This is a genomic window from Paenibacillus sp. FSL E2-0151 (genome assembly GCF_037993015.1).
GTDB lineage: Bacteria > Bacillota > Bacilli > Paenibacillales > Paenibacillaceae > Paenibacillus > Paenibacillus amylolyticus.
In genome coordinates, this window is the sequence record NZ_CP150308.1 from 2,099,900 (window position 1) to 2,119,300 (window position 19,401).

The following is a 19,401-nucleotide window of genomic DNA, read 5'->3' on the forward strand; positions in this document are numbered from 1 at the left end:
CATGTCCATTCGGTTAAGACTAACCGCATGGTATTCTGGTATTCTGGCCGCCGTGCTTATTTTTTGGGGCGTTGTCATCTATGCCTTTGTTTATTTTAATTCCTATCAGGAAGTCGAACAGCAATTAAAGGTGAAAAGTGCCCGGATTACGGATCAAATTGGTGTAAATCCTCTTTCGCAGTCGTTGGATCTGGACCCATTTACAGAGAGCCAGCTTCAGGAGGCACAAATTTACATTCAACTCTGGGATTATCAGAGTCGCTCAGGCATAATTTCCGGCAATATGAAAAAACTGGAGATTCAGTTTCCGGTATTAAAAGCCAATGAAATTCTTGAAAAGCGAGGCATATCCAAGATCTATGTGGATGGTACACCGTTTCTGGTGAATCAGCTTCCCCTTTCTCTTCAGGGAACCAATGAAGTACGTGGGATTCTTCAGGTTGGTGCGAATGTAAGTTCACAGGAGCGCTTGCTGGAAGCGTTGCTTAATATTTTGGTTTTTGGCTGGCTGGTAGCGATGGCCCTCGCTATTACCTCAGGTCTCGTCCTGGCTCGCAAGTCGATGCGTCCGCTCGTGACTGTCATTGATGCCGCCAATCAGATTCAATCTGGAGATGACTTAAGTGTACGTATTCAATATGCTGGGCCGAAGGATGAGATCGGGCGTCTGATTGAAACGGTGAATAATATGCTTGAACGTACAGAATTGTCATTCCGTGGTTTGGAGGAGACGAATGCTGCCCAGCGCCGCTTTGTATCCGATGCATCGCATGAACTGCGTACGCCGCTGACCACCATTCGCGGGAACGTAGACTTCTTGAAGAAGCTGTGGGATCAGGAAGGAAGCGACCGACCGAATCTGGATGAGGAGACTGTCAAACAAATGTCGCTGGAAGCCATTGAAGATATGGCGGACGAGGGAAAACGTATGAGCAGGCTGATCAGCGACATGTTATCGCTGGCGAGAGCGGATACGGGTCAGAAAATTGAACTGAATCCGATCCCGCTGCAGATACTCGTACAGGAAGTAGCACGCAGAGCACAATTTCTGGATCGTCAGGCAGACTGGCTTCCAGGAGATTTTTCCATCCTGAACGGCATTTATGTGAATGGTAGCAAGGACTATCTGCAACAGATGCTGTTTATTTTCATCGAAAATGCGTTTAAATACACACCTGAAGGCTCTGTGACGCTGGATGCCGTATTATACAAGGGCCAGGTGGGACTACGCATTAGCGACACCGGTATTGGGATGGATCGGGACGAAGTGCCGTTCATCTTTGATCGTTTTTATCGGGCAGATGAATCCCGCGGGGCTACACCGGGCATAGGTCTGGGACTTTCGATTGCGAAGTGGATTATTGAGGAACACCATGGATCGGTTGAGGTTGTGACCAGACGTGGAGAAGGAACCACCTTTATTATCTGGTTGCCGGTTGTCTTTGCTCCGCCTATCGAATAAAGGTATAATAGACAGGACTGCAATTACATCGGCAACGTTGCCGAGAAAGAAAGCGGGTGGCAACCAAGTGGAAGTACTACGAATTTCGCCGCGGGGATATTGTTACGGCGTTGTGGATGCGATGGTGCTCGCGCGTCAAGCGGCACGCAATCTGGATTTACCACGACCTATTTATATATTGGGTATGATTGTGCATAACCAACATGTGACGGATTCCTTTGAAGATGAAGGTATTATTACATTGGATGGTCCGAACCGGATGGATATTTTGAGCCAAGTGGAGAGTGGCACGATTATTTTCACAGCTCATGGTGTATCTCCTGAAGTGCGCAAGTTGGCACGGGACAAAGGATTGACAACAGTGGATGCAACATGCCCTGATGTCACCAAGACACATGATCTCATTCGGGAGAAGACGGCAGAGGGTTATCAGATCATCTATATCGGCAAAAAGAATCACCCTGAACCAGAAGGTGCCGTTGGTGTTGCACCAGATCTCGTTCATCTGATCGAGAAGGAAGAAGAGATCGAAGAGCTGAACGTATCTCCAGGCAAAATCCTTATTACAAATCAGACAACGATGAGCCAGTGGGATATCAAACACATTATGAGCCGTCTGCTGGAGAAGTTTCCGGGCGCAGAGATTCATAATGAGATTTGCCTTGCAACTCAGGTTCGTCAGGAAGCTGTTGCGGAACAGGCAGGTCAATCGGACCTGGTTATCGTGGTGGGTGATCCTCGCAGCAATAACTCTAACCGTCTGGCACAAGTGTCGGAGGAGATTGCGGGTGTTACGGCCTACCGTGTATCTGATGTTTCCGAGATTCAGCAAGAATGGCTGAAAGGTGTAAATAAGGTGGCGGTTACTTCGGGTGCATCAACACCAACACCGATCACGAAAGAAGTCATTCTTTACCTGGAACAGTATGAACATGACAAGCCGGAGACGTGGGAGATCAAACGTACCGTGAACATGAGCAAACTGTTGCCTCCAGTTAGAGAAAAAACACGTACACCTTAGGAAATGTAAAAGTAAGTCTAAGTGTATGTGAATTAAAAACGAGATGTGAATGAGAAGAATCCTGTTATGCAGATCCGAATGTCGGAGCCTGTGGAGCAGGATTCTTTTTTTGTATATGGATAAGGAATGTGTACCTTGACGCAATCAGATAACTGTGGTATATTCACTTTAACGGATAAAAGCTTAAAAGCGAACAAGCGTTTAAGCGCGACAGAGTTTTTATATTTAATCAGACGCACGTTAATGAAATTATTGTGCTCTCATACAAGGAAGGATGGGAATTAATATGATCGTTATTGCAGGCAAAGCTACACCGGAGGAACAGATTCAGGATATCGTTGCAGTTATTGAAAAAGAAGGGCTTCAGGTGCATATCTCTCGCGGAGAGGATCGTACTATCATTGGTTTGATTGGTAAAGTTGAACCTAAAATGCAAGAGCATCTTCGCCAAATGAAAGGTGTCGAGAATGTCGTTAAAATCTCGAAGTCCTACAAGTTGGCAAGCCGCGACTTCCATCCGGAAGATACGGTGATCTCCATCAAAGGTGTAGATATCGGCGGAAAAGAACTTGTTGTCATGGGCGGACCATGTGCGGTTGAATCCGCTGCACAGATTGATGAGATTGCAGGGCTTGTGAAAGCTGCTGGTGGGCAAGTGTTACGTGGGGGAGCATTTAAGCCTCGTACGGGTCCTTACAGCTTCCAGGGAACGGGCGTAGAGGGATTGATCATGATGGCGGAAGCAGGCAAGAAACATGATCTGCTGACCATTACAGAAGTCATGACACCTGAGTATGTGGATATTTGCGCCGAGTACGCAGATATTCTGCAAGTAGGTACACGTAACATGCAGAACTTTGACCTGCTCCGCAAATTGGGAGAGTGTGGCAAACCCGTATTGTTGAAACGTGGTTTCAGTGCGACATACGATGAATTGTTGAATGCGGCTGAATACATTCTTGCGGGTGGTAACCCAAATGTTATGCTGTGTGAACGTGGTATTCGTACGTTTGAATCCTACACACGGAATACGCTGGATCTGTCCGCGATCCCTGTTCTGCAGTCTCTGAGCCATTTGCCGGTTATTTCTGACCCGAGCCATGGTACTGGACGACGTGAACTGGTGGAACCGATGACAAAAGCTTCCGTTGCTGCAGGTGCCAATGGCCTGATCATTGAAATGCATACCGATCCGGATAACTCCATGACAGGAGATGGTGTGCAATCCTTGTTCCCTGACCAATTCGCTAACCTGTTGCAGGATCTGGAGAAATTGGCACCAATCGTGGGTAAATCATTCAGTACGGCCAAACAACCGGCAGAATTTTTCCCGGCACGTGTAGGCGTGTAATAAGAATTTCATAGTCAAGGTCTGGATCATCATCCGGGCATCTCCTCTGATCTCGTTCATTGCAACGGAATCAGATAGATGCTCGGTTTTTTGCATATTTTGCAGTTTTGAACGTATTTATTAATCAATAGTGATAAGAAACATTTATGATGTGAAGTTTTTCCCATGATTTAGGTTAAAATAGGGGTCGCTTTACCGCATTAAACCAGTTAAATGTATATGAAAATAGTTGTTATATGAATTTATGTTATTTATAAAGTGTGAGTATATCTAACATCCCTTCAAAAAATACCTTACATAAGTATTGACGATGTCATGTTTTAAAATTTATAATGACGACAGAAAAAAATTCGAATTTAGACATTTTCTTAGTGGGGTTGTTTAATGTTCGGAATATTTGGGAGGACGAATACATGTCGGTTGAAAACGTATTGAAATCAATTCAAGAGAACAACATCGAGTGGGTAGATTTTCGTTTTGTAGATTTAGCTGGTCGTGCACATCACATCTCGTTGCCAGCTTCGGCTGTTGATGCAGACACGTTCGTAAATGGAGTAGCTTTTGACGGTTCTTCTATCCAAGGTTTCCGCGGAATTGAAGAGTCCGATATGGTTATGATGCCAGACCCTGAAGCGACTTATGTCGATCCGTTCACTGCACACCCTACATTGAATGTTATGTGTGATATCTTCACTCCGGATGGCGAGCGTTATGAGCGTGACCCACGCAGCATCGCTGTTAAAGCAGAAGCTTTCCTGCAAGAAAGCGGCGTAGGTACAACAGCATTCTTCGCACCTGAATCCGAGTTCTTCATCTTCGACGATGTTCGTTATGAGAGCGGCACGAACAGCTCTTCCTATTTCGTGGATTCAGAAGAAGCTTCTTGGAATACCAACCGTCAGGAAGAAGGCGGAAACCTGGGCTTCAAAGTTCGTACTAAAGGCGGATATGTTCCAGTAGCACCAGTGGATACACAACAAGATATTCGTAGCGAAATGTGTCGCCTTTTGGAAGAAGCGGGCCTGTCGATCGAGCGTCATCACCATGAAGTGGCGACAGCGGGTCAAGCCGAAATCAACTTCCGTTTTGATACACTGAAGAAAACAGCAGATAACCTGCTTGCATACAAATACATCGTGCACAACACTGCACGTCAATATGGTAAAGTAGCAACATTCATGCCAAAACCATTGTTCGGTGATAATGGTAGCGGAATGCACGTTCACCAATCCATCTTTGATGGCGATTCCCCATTGTTCTATGACAAAGCGGGATATGCTAACCTGAGTGAAATGGCTCTGCACTACATCGGAGGTATCCTGTACCATGCTCCGGCACTGATCGCTTTGACTAACCCTAGTACGAACTCGTTCAAACGTCTCGTACCTGGTTACGAAGCACCAGTAAACCTGGTTTACTCCAAAGGTAACCGTTCCGCAGCAGTTCGTATTCCGGTTGCAGCTGTGACACCGAAGGGTTGTCGTATCGAGTTCCGTACACCAGACTCCACAGCTAACCCATATTTGGCATTCTCTGCAATGCTGATGGCTGGTCTGGATGGAATCAAACGTAAAATCAATCCAACTGAGCTTGGATATGGTCCGCTCGACAAAAACATCTATGACCTGTCTGATGCAGACAAAGAAAACATCCGCAGTGTGCCAGCTTCCCTGGAAGAAGCACTTGATGCTCTGGCAGCTGACAACGAGTTCTTGACTGAAGGCGGCGTATTCACAAAAGACTTCCTTGATAACTACATCAACCTCAAACGTGATGAAGCAAAAGCAGTAGCGATCCGCATTCATCCGCACGAGTACAGCCTCTACTTCGACTGCTAATCGGTCGGGGTCGGAACAGTTCTTGTTCCAACTTAAAGCCTCCGGGACACGCTCTCGGAGGCTTTTCCTTGAATTAAACAATGTAGTGCTTTAACTTTGCAGGGTGATAAAGGAATTTGATGACCTGAATTCAACACTTCAGTGCATATTGCCCTTGAAGCAGATAGAGAATACTGATATCATAGCGATAATATTTACTTTGAGTGCATTTTGCACAAATCCATAGAGCGACTTTCAATAAGTAAGATATAGATCAAAATGTTTCAATTTGTCTATACGTTGGTTGGATCAGGATGCTTCTTCCTGTCCAACTCTTATACCCGTGAGCGATTCTAATCGAATTGTGCAAAATGCTGTTTGTATGTCAGAGTTACGGATGGAAAGGGCGGGGGATTTTGTGACAAAAAGAGCGTATAACTTTAATGCAGGACCTGCGGCGTTACCACTTGAGGTACTGGAGCGTGCACAGGCGGAATTTGTAGATTTTCGTAATACAGGCATGTCGATTATGGAGATGTCTCACCGTGGAGCGGTGTATGAGTCTGTACATAATGAAGCTCAGGAGCGGTTGTTGTCGCTTCTAGGCAATCCAAAAGGATACAAGGTTCTCTTTCTGCAGGGCGGTGCAAGCACTCAGTTCGCGATGTTGCCAATGAACCTGCTCGGTGCAGGGCAGACTGCAAGTTACGTGATGACTGGCAGCTGGGCCAAGAAGGCTCTGTCTGAAGCGAAGTTGATCGGCGAGACACATGTTGCTGCATCTTCAGAAGCAGAGAAGTTCATGAAATTGCCGGATGTTTCGAATCTGAGTTTGCCAGAACGTACGGCTTATGTGCATCTGACTTCCAACGAAACGATCGAAGGTACGCAATTCAAGTCGTTCCCGGATACCGGTTCAGTACCTCTGATTGCGGACATGTCGAGTGATATTTTCTGTAAACCATTTGATCTTAATCAGTTCGGCATGATCTACGCGGGTGCACAGAAGAACCTGGGTCCATCCGGAATTACGGTTGTAATTGCTCGTGAGGAACTGGTGAGCGAATCGCCTAAAACGATTCCAACCATGCTTCGTTACAGCACACATGTAGATAACAATTCCCTGTACAATACGCCACCATCCTTCTCAGTATATATGGTGAATGAAGTATTGAAATGGATTGAAGAACAGGGCGGACTGGCTGGTATTGAGCAAAAAAATACGAAAAAAGCGGAATTGCTCTATAACACAATTGATGGTTCCGGTGATTTCTACCGTGGTTGTGTGGAACAAGAAGATCGTTCCCTCATGAATGTAACCTTCCGTCTTGCTTCTGAAGAATTGGAGAAAAAGTTCATCAAGGCTTCGGAGGAAGAAGGATTTGTAGGTCTGAAAGGACATCGCAGTGTGGGTGGTCTCCGTGCCTCCATTTATAATGCTGCTCCTTATGAAAGTGTTAAGGCACTGACAGACTTCATGAGCCACTTCCAGAAGACAAATGGATAATTAAGTATAGGTACGGTGTAATGGACCTTTGTGTCTTATCCTGTGCCTTACCAGAGCCTTCCACATTGACGTGTGGAGGGCTTTTCTTTAAGATTAGAGGGTTGTCGTCAACATGAAATGAAAAGGAGATTGAACACATATGGCTTTACACATCGTTCTGGTTGAACCAGAAATTCCGGCGAACACAGGCAATATTTCGCGTACTTGTGCGGCAACCGGTACCCATCTGCATCTCGTACGCCCACTTGGATTTCGAACAGATGATGCTACATTGAAACGTGCAGGGCTGGATTACTGGCATGCTGTCCATATTGAATACCACGACTCATTTGCTGAGGTTCAGGAAAAATATCCGGAAGGTCGTTTCTTCTATGCAACTACGAAGGCGAAGAACCGATATAGTGATTTTAATTTTCAGGATGGGGATTTCCTCGTTTTTGGTAAAGAGACTAAAGGCCTGCCACCTGAATTAATTGCTGCGAATCCCGATACATGCATGAAAATGCCAATGACTGGTGACGTTAGATCATTAAATCTGTCCAATTCGGCAGCAATTATTGTATATGAAGCGTTGCGCCAGCTCAATTTCCCGGGGTTAGAAGGATAAATTTTGGTTATAAATGACGGCTAGAATTCGGAAAAAAAACATTTTTCAAAAAAAAGGACAAAAAATGTTTATTTCCAGCAGGATTCGACAAAATCTTGGCGAATCTATAAACATAGTACAAATGTACCTAGAAATTTAGAGTAAGATAGGAGAGGTGTGCCGTAGCTATGAAGCCAGCTGGAGTAGTTCGCAAAGTTGACCAATTAGGTAGGATCGTATTGCCTAAATCTTTGCGTAAAAGGTATCAAATGAATGAGGGAGATCCTGTAGAAATCTTAGTACAAGGGGACCATATTATCTTGGAGAGATATCGTCCAAAATGTATTTTCTGCGGATCCATCGAGGAAGTCAACGAGTTCAAAGAGCGTTACATATGCGCACAATGTTTAGATGAAATGACTCAGCTTCCACAACACGGATAAGAAATAACGTCATGGGGTCCATTGACCCCGTGGCGTTTTTTTTTGTTTTATTCTCAATTGAATGGCATAATTGCAATTTGAAAAAAAGATAAAATACGTAGACTAACGCTGGGTGTAAAGGGGTGAAATCTCATTCCAGACGGCATTCAGGATGCCTTGCATATTTTCTTCCTCACTATTAATACATATGACAGCTTCCTTTGAGGGAATTACAATACACAATTGACCATAGGCGCCGTCGGCACGGTAAGCGCCATGAGAACACATCCAGAACTGATACCCGTAACCTTTTCCCCAATCTCCGTCTCCAGTCGTTTCGATCTGCTGGGACGTAGCCTGTCGAATCCAATCCGCAGGTACAAGCTGTCTGCCTTCCCAAAAGCCCTCCTGCAACAGTAACTGTCCAAATCGACTCAGTTCCTCATTGCTTATCCAAAGGCCTGCACAGCCAAGCGTTACGCCGAGTGGAGAGGTTTCCCACTCTACATCATGGATGCCAAGCGGATCAAATAACCGTGGAGTCAGGTAATCTTTCACGGTTTGGCCGGTAGCAGCCTGTAGCATGGCTGAGATCATAAATGTATCCCCGCTGCTATATGTAAATTGTTCTCCAGGTACCCGGTCCAGAGGCAGAGACATATAATATTTCGCCCAGTCCTTTTCGGTCAATGAAGCTCGTTCATCAGCCCAAAGAGGGGGAGAGTCATGACCTGAAGTCATTCGGAGAAGATCACGCAGTCTCAATTCTTGCGGCGATGGGAGATTGCCCTGTGCAGTGGGTACATGATCATAAGAGAAATAATCACCAAGTGTCGCATCCAGATGTATCAGACCTTCTTCAAGAGCAAGACCAACGGCCATACACGTGAAGGATTTACTGATGGAATGTTGTACCCTGCGCTGATCCTTATCCCGGTCCCAATGGGCAAGCAGATGCCCTTTTTGTAATATGCGAATGGAAAAAACGTTCAATTGTTGCTCCGTAATCGTATGAATGAAACCTTTGAGTTGCTCAGACATATTAACCTCCCTAATATCAGGTGAAACCTGAGTAAAATCGGTTGGTGAAACGTTTCCGTAATTCGAATGCAAAATCAGAACCCATGTTAGTATAAACCTGGTTTGGTGTCAATTAAAGTTGTAATAGCACTTACTAAATTTTCATTTTTTCGTAATAATAGTGTCTTTGGACGCAAATTTAGACTTAAAAGAGCATTTTTTCGAGAAAAAAACGCGAAATTTGTAAAAAGGTTATTGACAGGATTTACTCATCGGGCTTATGATTTATTCGAAACGATTCGAAGAAATCGCTTCCACATTAAAAGTGTTGTAATGAAGTCCATGTGGATCAACGTTGGCTATGTTTTGAAACGATTCGAGAAAATCGTTTCGATAACCCATCGTAATACAAGGGAATCTACAACAGCCTGCAATCCAACGCCAGAGAAACGAATGAGTAAAGACAGCAGGCGATGATGAGAGGGGTTACATTTATGGCACATATAACGATCGAAACTGGATCGCCAACCTTATGCATGAATACCAGCATACATGTTGTGTCCAGTGACTCCGGAGAGACTTCAGGCGGTACACTATATCTGTTGCACGGGGCAGGCGATAATGCGAGTACCTGGCAGCGGTTAACCACAATTGAGATGTATGCAGCGCAATATGGCTGTACTATCATTATGCCGGAAGCGAATCGAAGCTATTACACCGATATGGAATACGGCCTGAACTACTTCCACTACATCACTCAGGAGTTACCTGAAATATGCAAGCGTCTGCTCAATCTGAATCCTGATCCGGAGAAAACATACGTCGCCGGTTTATCCATGGGTGGATATGGTGCACTGAAATGTGGACTAACTTATCCAGAGCGATATCGCAAAGTAGTGTCTCTATCCGGCGTAACGGATATCCAGACACGACTTCATGATCCCCATATGCCAGCGACCATGATCAAGGAAATGAAAGCGGTTTTTGGAGAACGTTTACAGGTGAAAGCCGATCAGGATATTTACGCACTGTCGGCCAAGCTGCTGGAACAGGGTGTTCCTTTACCGGATATCCTCAGTTGCTGTGGCGATAGTGACCCCTTTGTAGAGATGAATCGCGACTATGCGAGATACATGCAGGGGACTGCCTTTGATTTTCGGTATGTGGAGACGCCGGGGGCTCATGAATGGAAATTTTGGGAGAACCACCTGAGAACGATGTTTGATTTTCTGTACAACGACAAGACCATAGTAGAGTGAGGAGATGCAATGTGAAACCTGCAGCCGAAGGACCTAGCAAAAAGCTGAAGGGAAACGTGAAGGGCAATTCGCTCTGGACTGAAATCTGGAAGCACCGAATGACATACACCCTGCTTATTCCGGGGCTTGTCTGGCTAATTCTGTTTGCCTACATGCCGATGGGTGGCCTGTCTCTGGCATTCAAAGATTACAAGGCTAACCTGGGCATCTGGGGAAGTCCATGGAGCGGATTCGAGAACTTCAAATATGTTTTCCGTGATCCAACCTTTATCGACGCAGTATGGCGTACGCTGTACATCAATATTCTGAAATTGATTATTCAGTTCCCGTTCCCGATTATTCTGGCGCTGTTGCTGAATGAATTGCGGATGCGCAGAGGGAAAAAATTGTTCCAAACCGTTCTTACGTTCCCGCACTTCCTGTCCTGGATCATCGTATCCGGGGTAGTCATCAATGTGCTGGCATATGACGGACTGGTAAATAGCGCGCTCGGATTACTCGGATTGCCAACGATTAACTTCCTGGGGTCCGAATCCAACTTTGTACCAATGTTGCTGTTGACTGATATTTGGAAATCAAGTGGATGGGGCGCGATTATATTCCTGGCTGCCATTTCCGGTATTGATCAGGATCAGTATGAATCAGCACAGATTGACGGGGCTTCCCGTATGCAACAGATGTTCAAAATTACTTTACCGAACATCCTTCCAACCATCACAATCATGTTTATTCTCTCGGTTGGTGGATTGATGTCTTCCGGATTTGACCAGATCTTCAACTTGGCAAATGCCGCTACCAAAAATGTATCGGAAGTACTCGATGTATATATCTATCGGATTACGTTCCAGTCATCTACCGATTTCTCATTCTCGACAGCGGTCAGCTTGTTCCGTTCCCTGGTGAATATGGCCTTGCTGCTTCTTGCTGACAGATTTGCCAAGTGGCTTGGCGGAGACGGTTTGTTCCGATAAGAGAGGAGGAAAAATGAGATGAGCAAGAAAGCTAACAAAAAACCGAGAATTGGTACAGAAAAAATGACACTTCTCGATTACATTATTTTTGCCGTATTACTAGTGCTTGCCCTGATGATCCTGATTCCGTTCTGGAATGTCATCATGATTTCGTTTGCAACACAAAAAGAATATGCTGACAATCCATTTTTGATGTTCCCTAAAGAATGGACATTGGATTCCTACAAGGCATTGTTCGCTGACGGAACGATTCTGACGGGGTACAAAAATACAATTATATTGCTAGTCATCGGCTTGCCACTCAGCTTGTTCCTGACAACGAGCATGGCATATGGTCTTAGTCGCAACAAATTTCCGTTTAAGAAATTTCTCTTTTTCCTGGTACTGTTCACCATGATCTTTAATGGTGGTATCGTGCCACTGTACCTGATCATGAAATCACTTCATCTTACAGGTACGCTGTGGTCCGTTATCCTGGCGGGAAGCTTCAGTGCGTTTAACATGATTCTGATGATGAACTATTTCTACACCTTGCCTGAATCGCTGATGGAATCGGCGAGACTGGATGGAGCAGGAGAGTGGAGAATTTTGTTCTCCGTTGTTCTTCCGCTGGCTACACCAATTATGGCTACAATCACGTTGTTCTACGGTGTGGCTTACTGGAACAGTTGGTATGATGCGATGATATTCCTTCGAAAAGCGGATCAGTTACCGCTCCAGAATGTACTCCGAAATATTATCGTGACATCTACGACGAATGCATCCAATGCATCCAGTGTGGATGCTGCCCAGGCAAGCAACTTCTCAATGGGTATGAAGATGGCGGCCGTATTTGTCACCATGGTACCAATTATGTGTTTCTTCCCAATGCTGCAAAAACACTTTGCCAAAGGGGTATTAACAGGGGCAATCAAGACCTGATATACGTATAGGATTTTGCAATAAAATTCTACTAAAAAACATGGGGGTAAAACATGAAAACGAAAAAAAAATTGTCAGTAAGAGCTCTCTTTGCCATCACGCTTAGTGTAGTTATGCTGATGGTGACCGCTTGTTCCAGTCAAGGAGCTTCAGGTGGTAACGAAAAAGATGCAGAGGGAAATTACAAAGACAACCTGACCATCTCTGTAGCTAACCTGACAGAAATCAAAAACGGGAACCTGGATAATGATTTCCACAAGTTCTGGACAGACAAATTTAATTTAACATGGGACTACAACTATATCGATTGGGATTCATGGGGCGAGAAGCTTCGTCTGTGGATCAACTCTGGCGACTTGCCGGATGTAGCGGTATGGAACTACGTACATGGCGATGCCATTAACAGCATTGAACAAGGTTTGTTCTACAAATTCCCGGATGACTGGAAAGAACGCTGGCCTAACGTGGCAGCAGCTTACAATTTGACGGGTCTTGGAGACAAGTTGGAAGAATTGACAGGTGGAACATATGTCCTGCCTAGACCAATCTATTTCGAGAACAAACCGGCTGACCCACTCACGAACCAAATTGGTGTCATTGCGCTTCGTAAAGACTGGGCTGAAGCGGTTGGTTTTGAACTGAAAGATGCTTATACAACAACCGAATTGAATGAATATGCTGCGCTAGTGAAAGAAAAAGATCCAGGCAAAGTGGGTAACAAACTTGTACCTCTGTCCTACAATGCGGCAGATGCTATGACAAACATGATTATGCCAAACAGTGTGCATGCCATGACTGACTCTCCGTTCTACAAAGGTGAAGATGGCCAATTCCACTGGGGACCAGCAGATCCTGAAACGCTGACAGGACTTAAATTGATGCAAAAAGCCTATAAAGATGGACTGCTCAATCCTGAGTTCTACACATGGAAAAACAATGAAGGTCAAAACAACTTCAAAGTAACAGGTACAGCTGCTGTAACAAGTCTGGGCGGACTGGCTTCCTACAGACAAGGTCTGGATTCCGATATGAAAAAAAATCTGGGTGTAGATAGTGATGAACTGGTACACACAGCAATCGTAGTAGGCGATGACGGTAAATACCGTAACATGGAACAAGCCAACTTCTGGTCTGCATTGATCTTCAATCCAGACATTAGTGACGAGAAATTCGAACGGATCATGGATCTGATCGATTACTCCGCAACAAAAGAAGGACAGTTGCTCATCAACATGGGCTTTGAAGGAAAAGATTGGAAATATGATGAAAACAACGAACTCGTTAGCTTGTTGCCAGAAGGAACGGTATTGGAAGATAAATATCCAGCTCGTTTCGAAGGTCTGTATCTGCTTGGTGACGACTTCAGTGTTGTAAACCCTGCAATCAAAAAAGATTACCGTGATAGAGCCGTGAAATTGTTCGAAGAAAAAGCAAAACTTGGTACAGAAGGCAAATCGCTTGCACCATACGATTGGGATGTCAACCTGTACGATTCCAAAGCTAAGAGTCAGGCTTCATTCGACTACCAGAATGAATATGCCAACTTGATCCTCAAAAACGGAGATCTAGAGGCAAACTGGAAAGAATGGGTAAACAGTAAAATGTCCCTGGTTCAACCTTATCTGGATGAGCTAAACGATAAATTCTAGTAATCATTCAGTAATTAATTTTGAACCCGGTGCGCGGTCTCTCCCCGAACGCAGCCGGGTTCTTTATTTCAACAACTTGTAGTGGAGGATACGATCAGATGAATAACGAGCAGTTGTTAGACCTGGTAAAACAGATGACGTTGGAGGAAAAAACAGCTCAGCTTCTTCAATTGACTGCCAACTTTTATGAAGGAACAAATGTTGAAGGTCAGATCACAGGGCCGATGGAAGAGATGGGAATTACGGAGCAGTCCGTGGATGCCAGTGGGTCCATTCTGGGATTGTCGGGTGCGCAGGCCATCATTGATGTACAGCAAGCTTATATGAAAAAAAGCCGTTTGGGCATTCCGCTTTTGTTCATGGCTGATGTAGTTCATGGATTCAAAACCATTTTCCCGATTCCACTCGCGATCGGTTGTTCATGGGACACAGAACTGGCTGAGAAAAGTGCTGAAATTGCAGCACGTGAATCAGCTGTATCCGGTTTGCATGTTACCTTTGCACCTATGGTGGATCTGGTTCGTGACCCGCGCTGGGGCCGTGTGATGGAAACGACAGGAGAAGATCCTTATCTGAACAGTTTGTTCGCGGCTGCGTTTGTACGTGGATATCAGGGCGACAGCTTGAAGGATGAGCCAGATCGTCTTGCAGCCTGTGTTAAACACTTTGCGGCATATGGAGCGGCTGAGGGTGGTCGGGATTACAATACGGTGGACATGTCTGAGCGTAACCTGCGTGAGTACTATTTGCCAGCGTACAAAGCAGCATTGGATGCGGGCGTGGAGATGGTTATGACTTCGTTCAATACGGTTGACGGTATTCCGGCGAGTGGCAATGAGAAGTTAATGCGCGGCATTTTGCGTGACGAGTGGGGCTTTGATGGTGTATTAATCTCGGATTGGGCTTCTATTCGCGAAATGATTGCGCATGGTGCTGCAGAAGATGATCGTGAAGCGGCATATCGTGCCATTCGCGCAGGAGTAGATATGGAGATGATGACACCTTGTTATGTGCATCATTTGCCTGAACTGATTGAGAGTGGTGAAGTGGATGAGAACCTCATTGATGAAGCCGTTCTGCGAATTCTGCAACTGAAAGAAAAGCTGGGATTGTTCGACAATCCGTTGCGTGCAGCCGATCCTGAACGTGAACGTGAGATTGTATTCTCCAAAGAGCACCGTCAGGTATCGTATGAACTGGCAACGAAATCAGCTGTCCTGTTGAAGAATGATGACAGCTTGCTTCCACTTCAACCTGACGCTAATGTTGCCCTTATTGGTCCTTTTGCACAGAGTCCTGATATTCTGGGCTGGTGGTCCTGTGAAGGAGTTAAGGAAGATGCAGTTAAGTTGGGAACAGCTCTGGAAGAACGCCTAACAGGTGGGAAAGTTCAATTTGCTCAAGGCAGTAATGTTCATACGATTACAGCTGAGCAGATTGCCGAAGCCCTGGAAGTGGCAAGCAAAGCAGACCTGATTGTCCTTGCTCTTGGTGAAGACTCCGAGATGAGTGGAGAAGGTGGCTCGCGCACGGATATTCGTCTGCCAGCAGCCCAATTGGAATTGGTTAAACAGCTCAAAGCAGCGGGAAAACCGATTGCCAGCGTTATTTTCAACGGCCGTCCATTGGATCTGCATGGTGTAATCGATGAATCGGATGCCGTTCTGGAAGCCTGGTTCCCGGGTAGTGAAGGCGGAGCCGCGATTGCAGATGTTCTGACAGGTGTAGTGAATCCATCCGCACGTCTGACGATGTCCTTCCCGCAGTCTATAGGTCAGATTCCGGTCTATTACAACCATTTCAATACAGGTCGTCCACTGAACCCGGAGAAGACGGAAGAACGTTATGTCTCCAAATACATTGACAGCCCGAATGAACCTTTGCTTCCGTTCGGTTATGGTCTCTCATACACTTCGTTCTCTTATGGTGATCTTGAAGTGTCAAGTAACGAGATGACTGCCGAAGAGTCCCTGAGCATCCAGGTACGTGTAACGAACACGGGTGAGCGCGCAGGCGTAGAGACCGTTCAGTTGTACGTTCGTGATGTAACGGGTGAAGTCGTTCGTCCTATGCGTGAGCTGAAAGGATATGTGAAGCTTGCACTGGCGCCAGGCGAGAGTGGTACAGCCACGTTTACGTTAAATGAAGAACAGCTTCGTTATCACCATTCTGACTTAAGCTACCGCAGTGATCGAGGCGAGTTCCATATTCTTGTGGGTGCAAACAGTCGGGATACTCAGAAGAAATCATTCAGACTTGTTTAATCTGATGAATGGAAAGAGTAATGTGTCAGGCCTTTTGTTATGGAAGGCCTGATGAACATAACAGGGGAGCGAAGAATGTGGTCAGTATCAAGGATATCGCCAAACAGGCGGGAGTTTCCATCTCTACTGTGTCATATGCGCTGAATGGCAGCAACAAAGTGACCGATGAGACGAGTTCCAAAATTTTGGCCATTGCCAAAGAACTGAACTATGTTCCAAATGCCGCAGCAAGAACACTGAAGAAGAGGGAATCCAAAATTCTAGGTGTATTCTTGACCGATTTTAGAGGAGATGTGTATGGAGACTTGCTGAGTGGCATGAAAGCCGTATGTAATGCTCAAGGCTATGACCTGATCGTGTGCAGTGGTAAACAATCCCATCGCATGCTTCCAGAGAGAATGATTGATGGTGCGATCATTCTGGATCATACGTTTGCAAGTGAGGAACTAATGCAGTATGCCGATCGTGGGCACAAAATCGTTGTATTGGACCGTGAGATGGATCATCCCAACATTAATCAGGTTCTGCTGGATAACAAAGCCGGGGCGACACTTGCGATGGAACATCTTATTGAACAGGGACATAAGAAAATCTACGTGGTGACAGGACCGGAAGGTTCGTTTGACTCTGTGCAGCGGTTAAAGGCTGTGAGACAGGTTGCTGAACGTGAAGCCGATGTGGAATGGATTGAGATTACGGGAGATTTCGAGAAGAGTGGTGGAGAACAAGCCGCAGATCAGATTGTGCAGGTGTATGATGGACCCGCAGCGGTATTCTGCCTCAATGATGAGATGGCTATTGGCTTGTGTGATCGTCTGGCAGACAGTACACTTGGCGTTGGTCAGGAGATTGACGTCATCGGATTCGACAATATTGAATTGAGCAAGTACGTGCAGCCGAGATTGGCAAGCATTGATTATTCCAAACGCAAGTGGGGATCGCTCGCTGCTGAACAATTGATCAAGATTATTGCTGGAGAACCCGTCGATCATGAACGAATTTATGTGACATTAGTTGAGGGTGGGTCGGTGAGTGGGCCTATTCCATCTGATTCGGTTATATCCATCCGGAATGACCGGGCAGTTAGCTATTGATCCCGAATACAGCAAGAGACAAGGCTTAGAAGAATCGAATCATTCTTTTAAGCCTTGTCTCTTGTTATTTCGAGGATGAAGCAATAGAAAAAGCCTCTCCGGAGAGAGGCTTGGCCTTTACAAGCCTTTTGTTTTGTCATTGTTGTAGGATGAAGTGAGAATGCCTGTAATGAAGAGAGTCAATACGATTGCAATAATCCAGAATGTCAGTGAAAATGACATGCCCTTCGCACCTCCTGCACAAGCTCATTTTCTTCTATTATAACCATTATAGGTAGAAAAGAAATGCTTCACCCTATTATTTGTAAAATAAAAAGTGTGTGGGCACTGGTCTGAGACTGCCATCTGAAGGGTTATTTACAACCCGATTATTCAGAATAAGCGAGGATGATCCACCGCCATCCAGATTATAGGCGTCAATCACCCCAAGCTTGTACAACCGCCCTTGCAACTCTTCAAGGGTAGCACCGGAACTTCCGCCCTCATTATATCCGTCAACTACAATAATCAATAACTGATCATCCTTATAATTGCCAATGACTGTACGTGGTGCTCGTTTGGGTGATACTTTCCATTTGGCAGGAATTGTGGTTTTACGCCCATTCTGTAGCAGCACCGGAACAAACGTAGCCCCGAATTGCGGTTGCAGGCGATCCAGTGAGTTTTTGTCGGAGAACTTGCCTCCAACCAGTTTACCGGCATCGTTAAGTCCTACAAAAAACAGATCTTTGAAACTGGCCTGGAAACCGTTCACGTATTTCCCGTCCATGACGGTTGTGCTAAGTGGATAACGTTTGCCGCCACTGTCAGCAAATCCACCTGCGTTAATCCCGGCAATAGCGCCGTTACGCTTCACAGCCTGCATGGTCGTCTCAGAACGCCCAGGTTCACTGTCTAGAGCCATCTGCATGGCTGTAGGGTCTTTTAGCTTGATCTTCATGGCATAGCCCTTATAGCTGCCAGGATTCACTCTGTACATTTCAATCGTTAGCCGGTCACTGTCTACCCGTTCAAATGGAACGCCAAGCTTGGATGAAATCCGGTTGTTGTAAATCTTTTCCGGACGATCCGCTTGGGTGGAAGCCTTCTGCACAAGTGTAGACATCGTACTTGTTGTTTTATTATAGAGCTGTGTCGTTCTTTTAATAGAAGAAGAAGTCTGGACAGCAGCATCTTTTGCCCCCGCAAGCTCTTGGCTAATTGCTTGGGTCCGGGGTGTAATCGTATCCTCTGACAGTTCGGTAGGCATCAAACCTCCGGGTTCAAGTGGAGGACGAAGCAGCAGCAGGCATAATATCAATCCAACAAAAGGAGCGAGTGCAAGCATAAAAAAACGATTAACCTGTTTGACGGGTGTAATCATTTGAGCAGGTCCATCTTTTTCTGGAGTGTCTCCAGTTGTTTTTTGACTTCGCTCAGCTGGGTATACAGTTTGTTGCTGTTATCCGTTTTGTCACTTGCATTATCCTTGGTGAAAGTCAGCAATTCATTGAAGGATTGAACCTGTCCCTGCAGGTCTTCTACTTCCTTTGATATCGTTGTTAGCTGATTTTCGTAGTCGGTTTTTAGTGCTGCAATCTGCTGCTGATTATGGGCTTGAAGCTGGTTAATCATCTGTTGCTGGAGATGGTTACTATAATAGTAGGTTCCAACGACTCCTAGTGCAATGAGAACAATCCACATTACCAGAAACAGCTTGATTGAAGATCCAGCCTTGCCTTTGGCGCTCCGGGTGTGATGGATGTCAGAGGACGGGGCAGATGGTTTCATGTCATCACTCCTGGTCATTTATAGGTACAAAAAAATTTCCAGTCCTCATTCTATCATGCCCCTATTGATTACGCAAAAATGAAATTCTTTACTTAATAGAGTAAAAAGAGATTGCATCGGAAGGAAGTCCTAGGATACAATTTCTTATAGATGCAATAAGTAGGAACTTTGGGCAGGTTTTTCGACTTTTTTAGATAGAAATGCAGGAAATTTATACTATATTTTGACCTTTCCGGGGATGGAAAGATGGACGTCATGGTGTTTTTATAACAAAATACAGTGAAAAT

Annotated in this window: 16 protein-coding genes; 13 read left to right on the top strand and 3 right to left on the bottom strand. The window is 45.3% G+C overall.

Annotated features, from left to right (window positions below):
• Window position 1 precedes the first annotated feature (1 nt).
• The 7 genes from MHI55_RS09820 to MHI55_RS09850 all read left to right on the top strand — a co-directional run bounded on the left by MHI55_RS09820 (window position 2) and on the right by MHI55_RS09850 (window position 8,187).
• Window positions 2–1,462 (top strand): HAMP domain-containing sensor histidine kinase, encoded by a 1,461-nt coding sequence (locus MHI55_RS09820; protein ID WP_036610045.1) that lies wholly within the window; start codon window positions 2–4, stop codon window positions 1,460–1,462.
• Between the two features lie 67 nt (window positions 1,463–1,529).
• Window positions 1,530–2,483, top strand: a complete 954-nt coding sequence (locus MHI55_RS09825; RefSeq protein WP_036669829.1) for a 4-hydroxy-3-methylbut-2-enyl diphosphate reductase — start codon at window positions 1,530–1,532, stop codon at window positions 2,481–2,483.
• Window positions 2,484–2,769: 286 nt separating this feature from the next.
• Window positions 2,770–3,834: a 3-deoxy-7-phosphoheptulonate synthase gene (gene aroF, locus MHI55_RS09830; protein WP_036610039.1), complete on the top strand. Its 1,065-nt coding sequence runs from the start codon at window positions 2,770–2,772 to the stop codon at window positions 3,832–3,834.
• 413 nt (window positions 3,835–4,247) lie between these two features.
• A complete protein-coding gene (glnA, locus tag MHI55_RS09835; RefSeq protein WP_036669830.1) occupies window positions 4,248–5,672 on the top strand; it encodes a type I glutamate--ammonia ligase in 1,425 nt (474 codons plus the stop codon).
• Window positions 5,673–6,069: 397 nt separating this feature from the next.
• Entirely contained in the window at window positions 6,070–7,158 is a 1,089-nt protein-coding gene (gene serC, locus MHI55_RS09840) for a 3-phosphoserine/phosphohydroxythreonine transaminase (protein WP_076318316.1), read from the top strand.
• Window positions 7,159–7,297: 139 nt separating this feature from the next.
• Window positions 7,298–7,765, top strand: coding sequence for a tRNA (uridine(34)/cytosine(34)/5-carboxymethylaminomethyluridine(34)-2'-O)-methyltransferase TrmL (gene trmL / locus MHI55_RS09845; RefSeq protein WP_017689589.1), 468 nt, complete (start codon window positions 7,298–7,300; stop codon window positions 7,763–7,765).
• A 167-nt stretch (window positions 7,766–7,932) separates the two neighbouring features.
• Entirely contained in the window at window positions 7,933–8,187 is a 255-nt protein-coding gene (locus MHI55_RS09850) for an AbrB/MazE/SpoVT family DNA-binding domain-containing protein (RefSeq protein WP_036610032.1), read from the top strand.
• A 102-nt stretch (window positions 8,188–8,289) separates the two neighbouring features.
• Here MHI55_RS09850 and MHI55_RS09855 read toward each other — a convergent pair whose 3' ends face one another.
• On the bottom strand, window positions 8,290–9,207 hold the full coding sequence (locus MHI55_RS09855) for a serine hydrolase (protein ID WP_340389857.1): 918 nt from the start codon (window positions 9,205–9,207) through the stop codon (window positions 8,290–8,292).
• Window positions 9,208–9,680: 473 nt separating this feature from the next.
• Here MHI55_RS09855 and MHI55_RS09860 point away from each other — a divergent pair, with 473 nt between their 5' ends.
• From MHI55_RS09860 to MHI55_RS09885, 6 genes are all read left to right on the top strand, one after another.
• Complete coding sequence (locus MHI55_RS09860; protein WP_340389859.1) at window positions 9,681–10,445, top strand: alpha/beta hydrolase family protein; 765 nt, start codon at window positions 9,681–9,683, stop codon at window positions 10,443–10,445.
• Between the two features lie 11 nt (window positions 10,446–10,456).
• The gene (locus MHI55_RS09865) at window positions 10,457–11,416 is read left to right on the top strand and encodes an ABC transporter permease subunit (RefSeq protein ID WP_017689585.1); all 960 of its coding nucleotides are present in this window, start codon (window positions 10,457–10,459) and stop codon (window positions 11,414–11,416) included.
• A gap of 18 nt (window positions 11,417–11,434) precedes the next feature.
• A complete protein-coding gene (locus MHI55_RS09870) occupies window positions 11,435–12,337 on the top strand; it encodes a carbohydrate ABC transporter permease (RefSeq protein WP_036610027.1) in 903 nt (300 codons plus the stop codon).
• Between the two features lie 53 nt (window positions 12,338–12,390).
• The gene (locus tag MHI55_RS09875; protein ID WP_076252415.1) at window positions 12,391–13,986 is read left to right on the top strand and encodes an ABC transporter substrate-binding protein; all 1,596 of its coding nucleotides are present in this window, start codon (window positions 12,391–12,393) and stop codon (window positions 13,984–13,986) included.
• 98 nt (window positions 13,987–14,084) lie between these two features.
• Window positions 14,085–16,250: a beta-glucosidase BglX gene (gene bglX / locus MHI55_RS09880; protein WP_340389861.1), complete on the top strand. Its 2,166-nt coding sequence runs from the start codon at window positions 14,085–14,087 to the stop codon at window positions 16,248–16,250.
• Between the two features lie 77 nt (window positions 16,251–16,327).
• Window positions 16,328–17,344 (top strand): LacI family DNA-binding transcriptional regulator, encoded by a 1,017-nt coding sequence (locus MHI55_RS09885; protein WP_074094324.1) that lies wholly within the window; start codon window positions 16,328–16,330, stop codon window positions 17,342–17,344.
• A 298-nt stretch (window positions 17,345–17,642) separates the two neighbouring features.
• Here MHI55_RS09885 and MHI55_RS09890 read toward each other — a convergent pair whose 3' ends face one another.
• Window positions 17,643–18,707 carry a phosphodiester glycosidase family protein gene (locus MHI55_RS09890; RefSeq protein ID WP_036610017.1) on the bottom strand — a complete coding sequence of 355 codons (1,065 nt, stop codon included), beginning with the start codon at window positions 18,705–18,707 and terminating at the stop codon, window positions 17,643–17,645.
• Window positions 18,704–19,114 (bottom strand): uroporphyrinogen-III C-methyltransferase, encoded by a 411-nt coding sequence (locus tag MHI55_RS09895; protein WP_017689578.1) that lies wholly within the window; start codon window positions 19,112–19,114, stop codon window positions 18,704–18,706. Before MHI55_RS09895 ends, MHI55_RS09890 begins: the two co-directional genes overlap by 4 nt.
• Window positions 19,115–19,401: the final 287 nt, after the last annotated feature.

Coding starts and splice junctions, on each gene's coding strand:
- MHI55_RS09820 (WP_036610045.1), top strand. CDS start 2: ATGTCCATTCGGTTAAGACTAACCGCATGGTATTCTGGTATTCTGGCC.
- aroF (WP_036610039.1), top strand. CDS start 2,770: ATGATCGTTATTGCAGGCAAAGCTACACCGGAGGAACAGATTCAGGAT.
- glnA (WP_036669830.1), top strand. CDS start 4,248: ATGTCGGTTGAAAACGTATTGAAATCAATTCAAGAGAACAACATCGAG.
- trmL (WP_017689589.1), top strand. CDS start 7,298: ATGGCTTTACACATCGTTCTGGTTGAACCAGAAATTCCGGCGAACACA.
- MHI55_RS09850 (WP_036610032.1), top strand. CDS start 7,933: ATGAAGCCAGCTGGAGTAGTTCGCAAAGTTGACCAATTAGGTAGGATC.
- MHI55_RS09855 (WP_340389857.1), bottom strand. CDS start 9,207: ATGTCTGAGCAACTCAAAGGTTTCATTCATACGATTACGGAGCAACAA.
- MHI55_RS09860 (WP_340389859.1), top strand. CDS start 9,681: ATGGCACATATAACGATCGAAACTGGATCGCCAACCTTATGCATGAAT.
- MHI55_RS09870 (WP_036610027.1), top strand. CDS start 11,435: ATGAGCAAGAAAGCTAACAAAAAACCGAGAATTGGTACAGAAAAAATG.
- MHI55_RS09875 (WP_076252415.1), top strand. CDS start 12,391: ATGAAAACGAAAAAAAAATTGTCAGTAAGAGCTCTCTTTGCCATCACG.
- bglX (WP_340389861.1), top strand. CDS start 14,085: ATGAATAACGAGCAGTTGTTAGACCTGGTAAAACAGATGACGTTGGAG.
- MHI55_RS09890 (WP_036610017.1), bottom strand. CDS start 18,707: ATGATTACACCCGTCAAACAGGTTAATCGTTTTTTTATGCTTGCACTC.
- MHI55_RS09895 (WP_017689578.1), bottom strand. CDS start 19,114: ATGAAACCATCTGCCCCGTCCTCTGACATCCATCACACCCGGAGCGCC.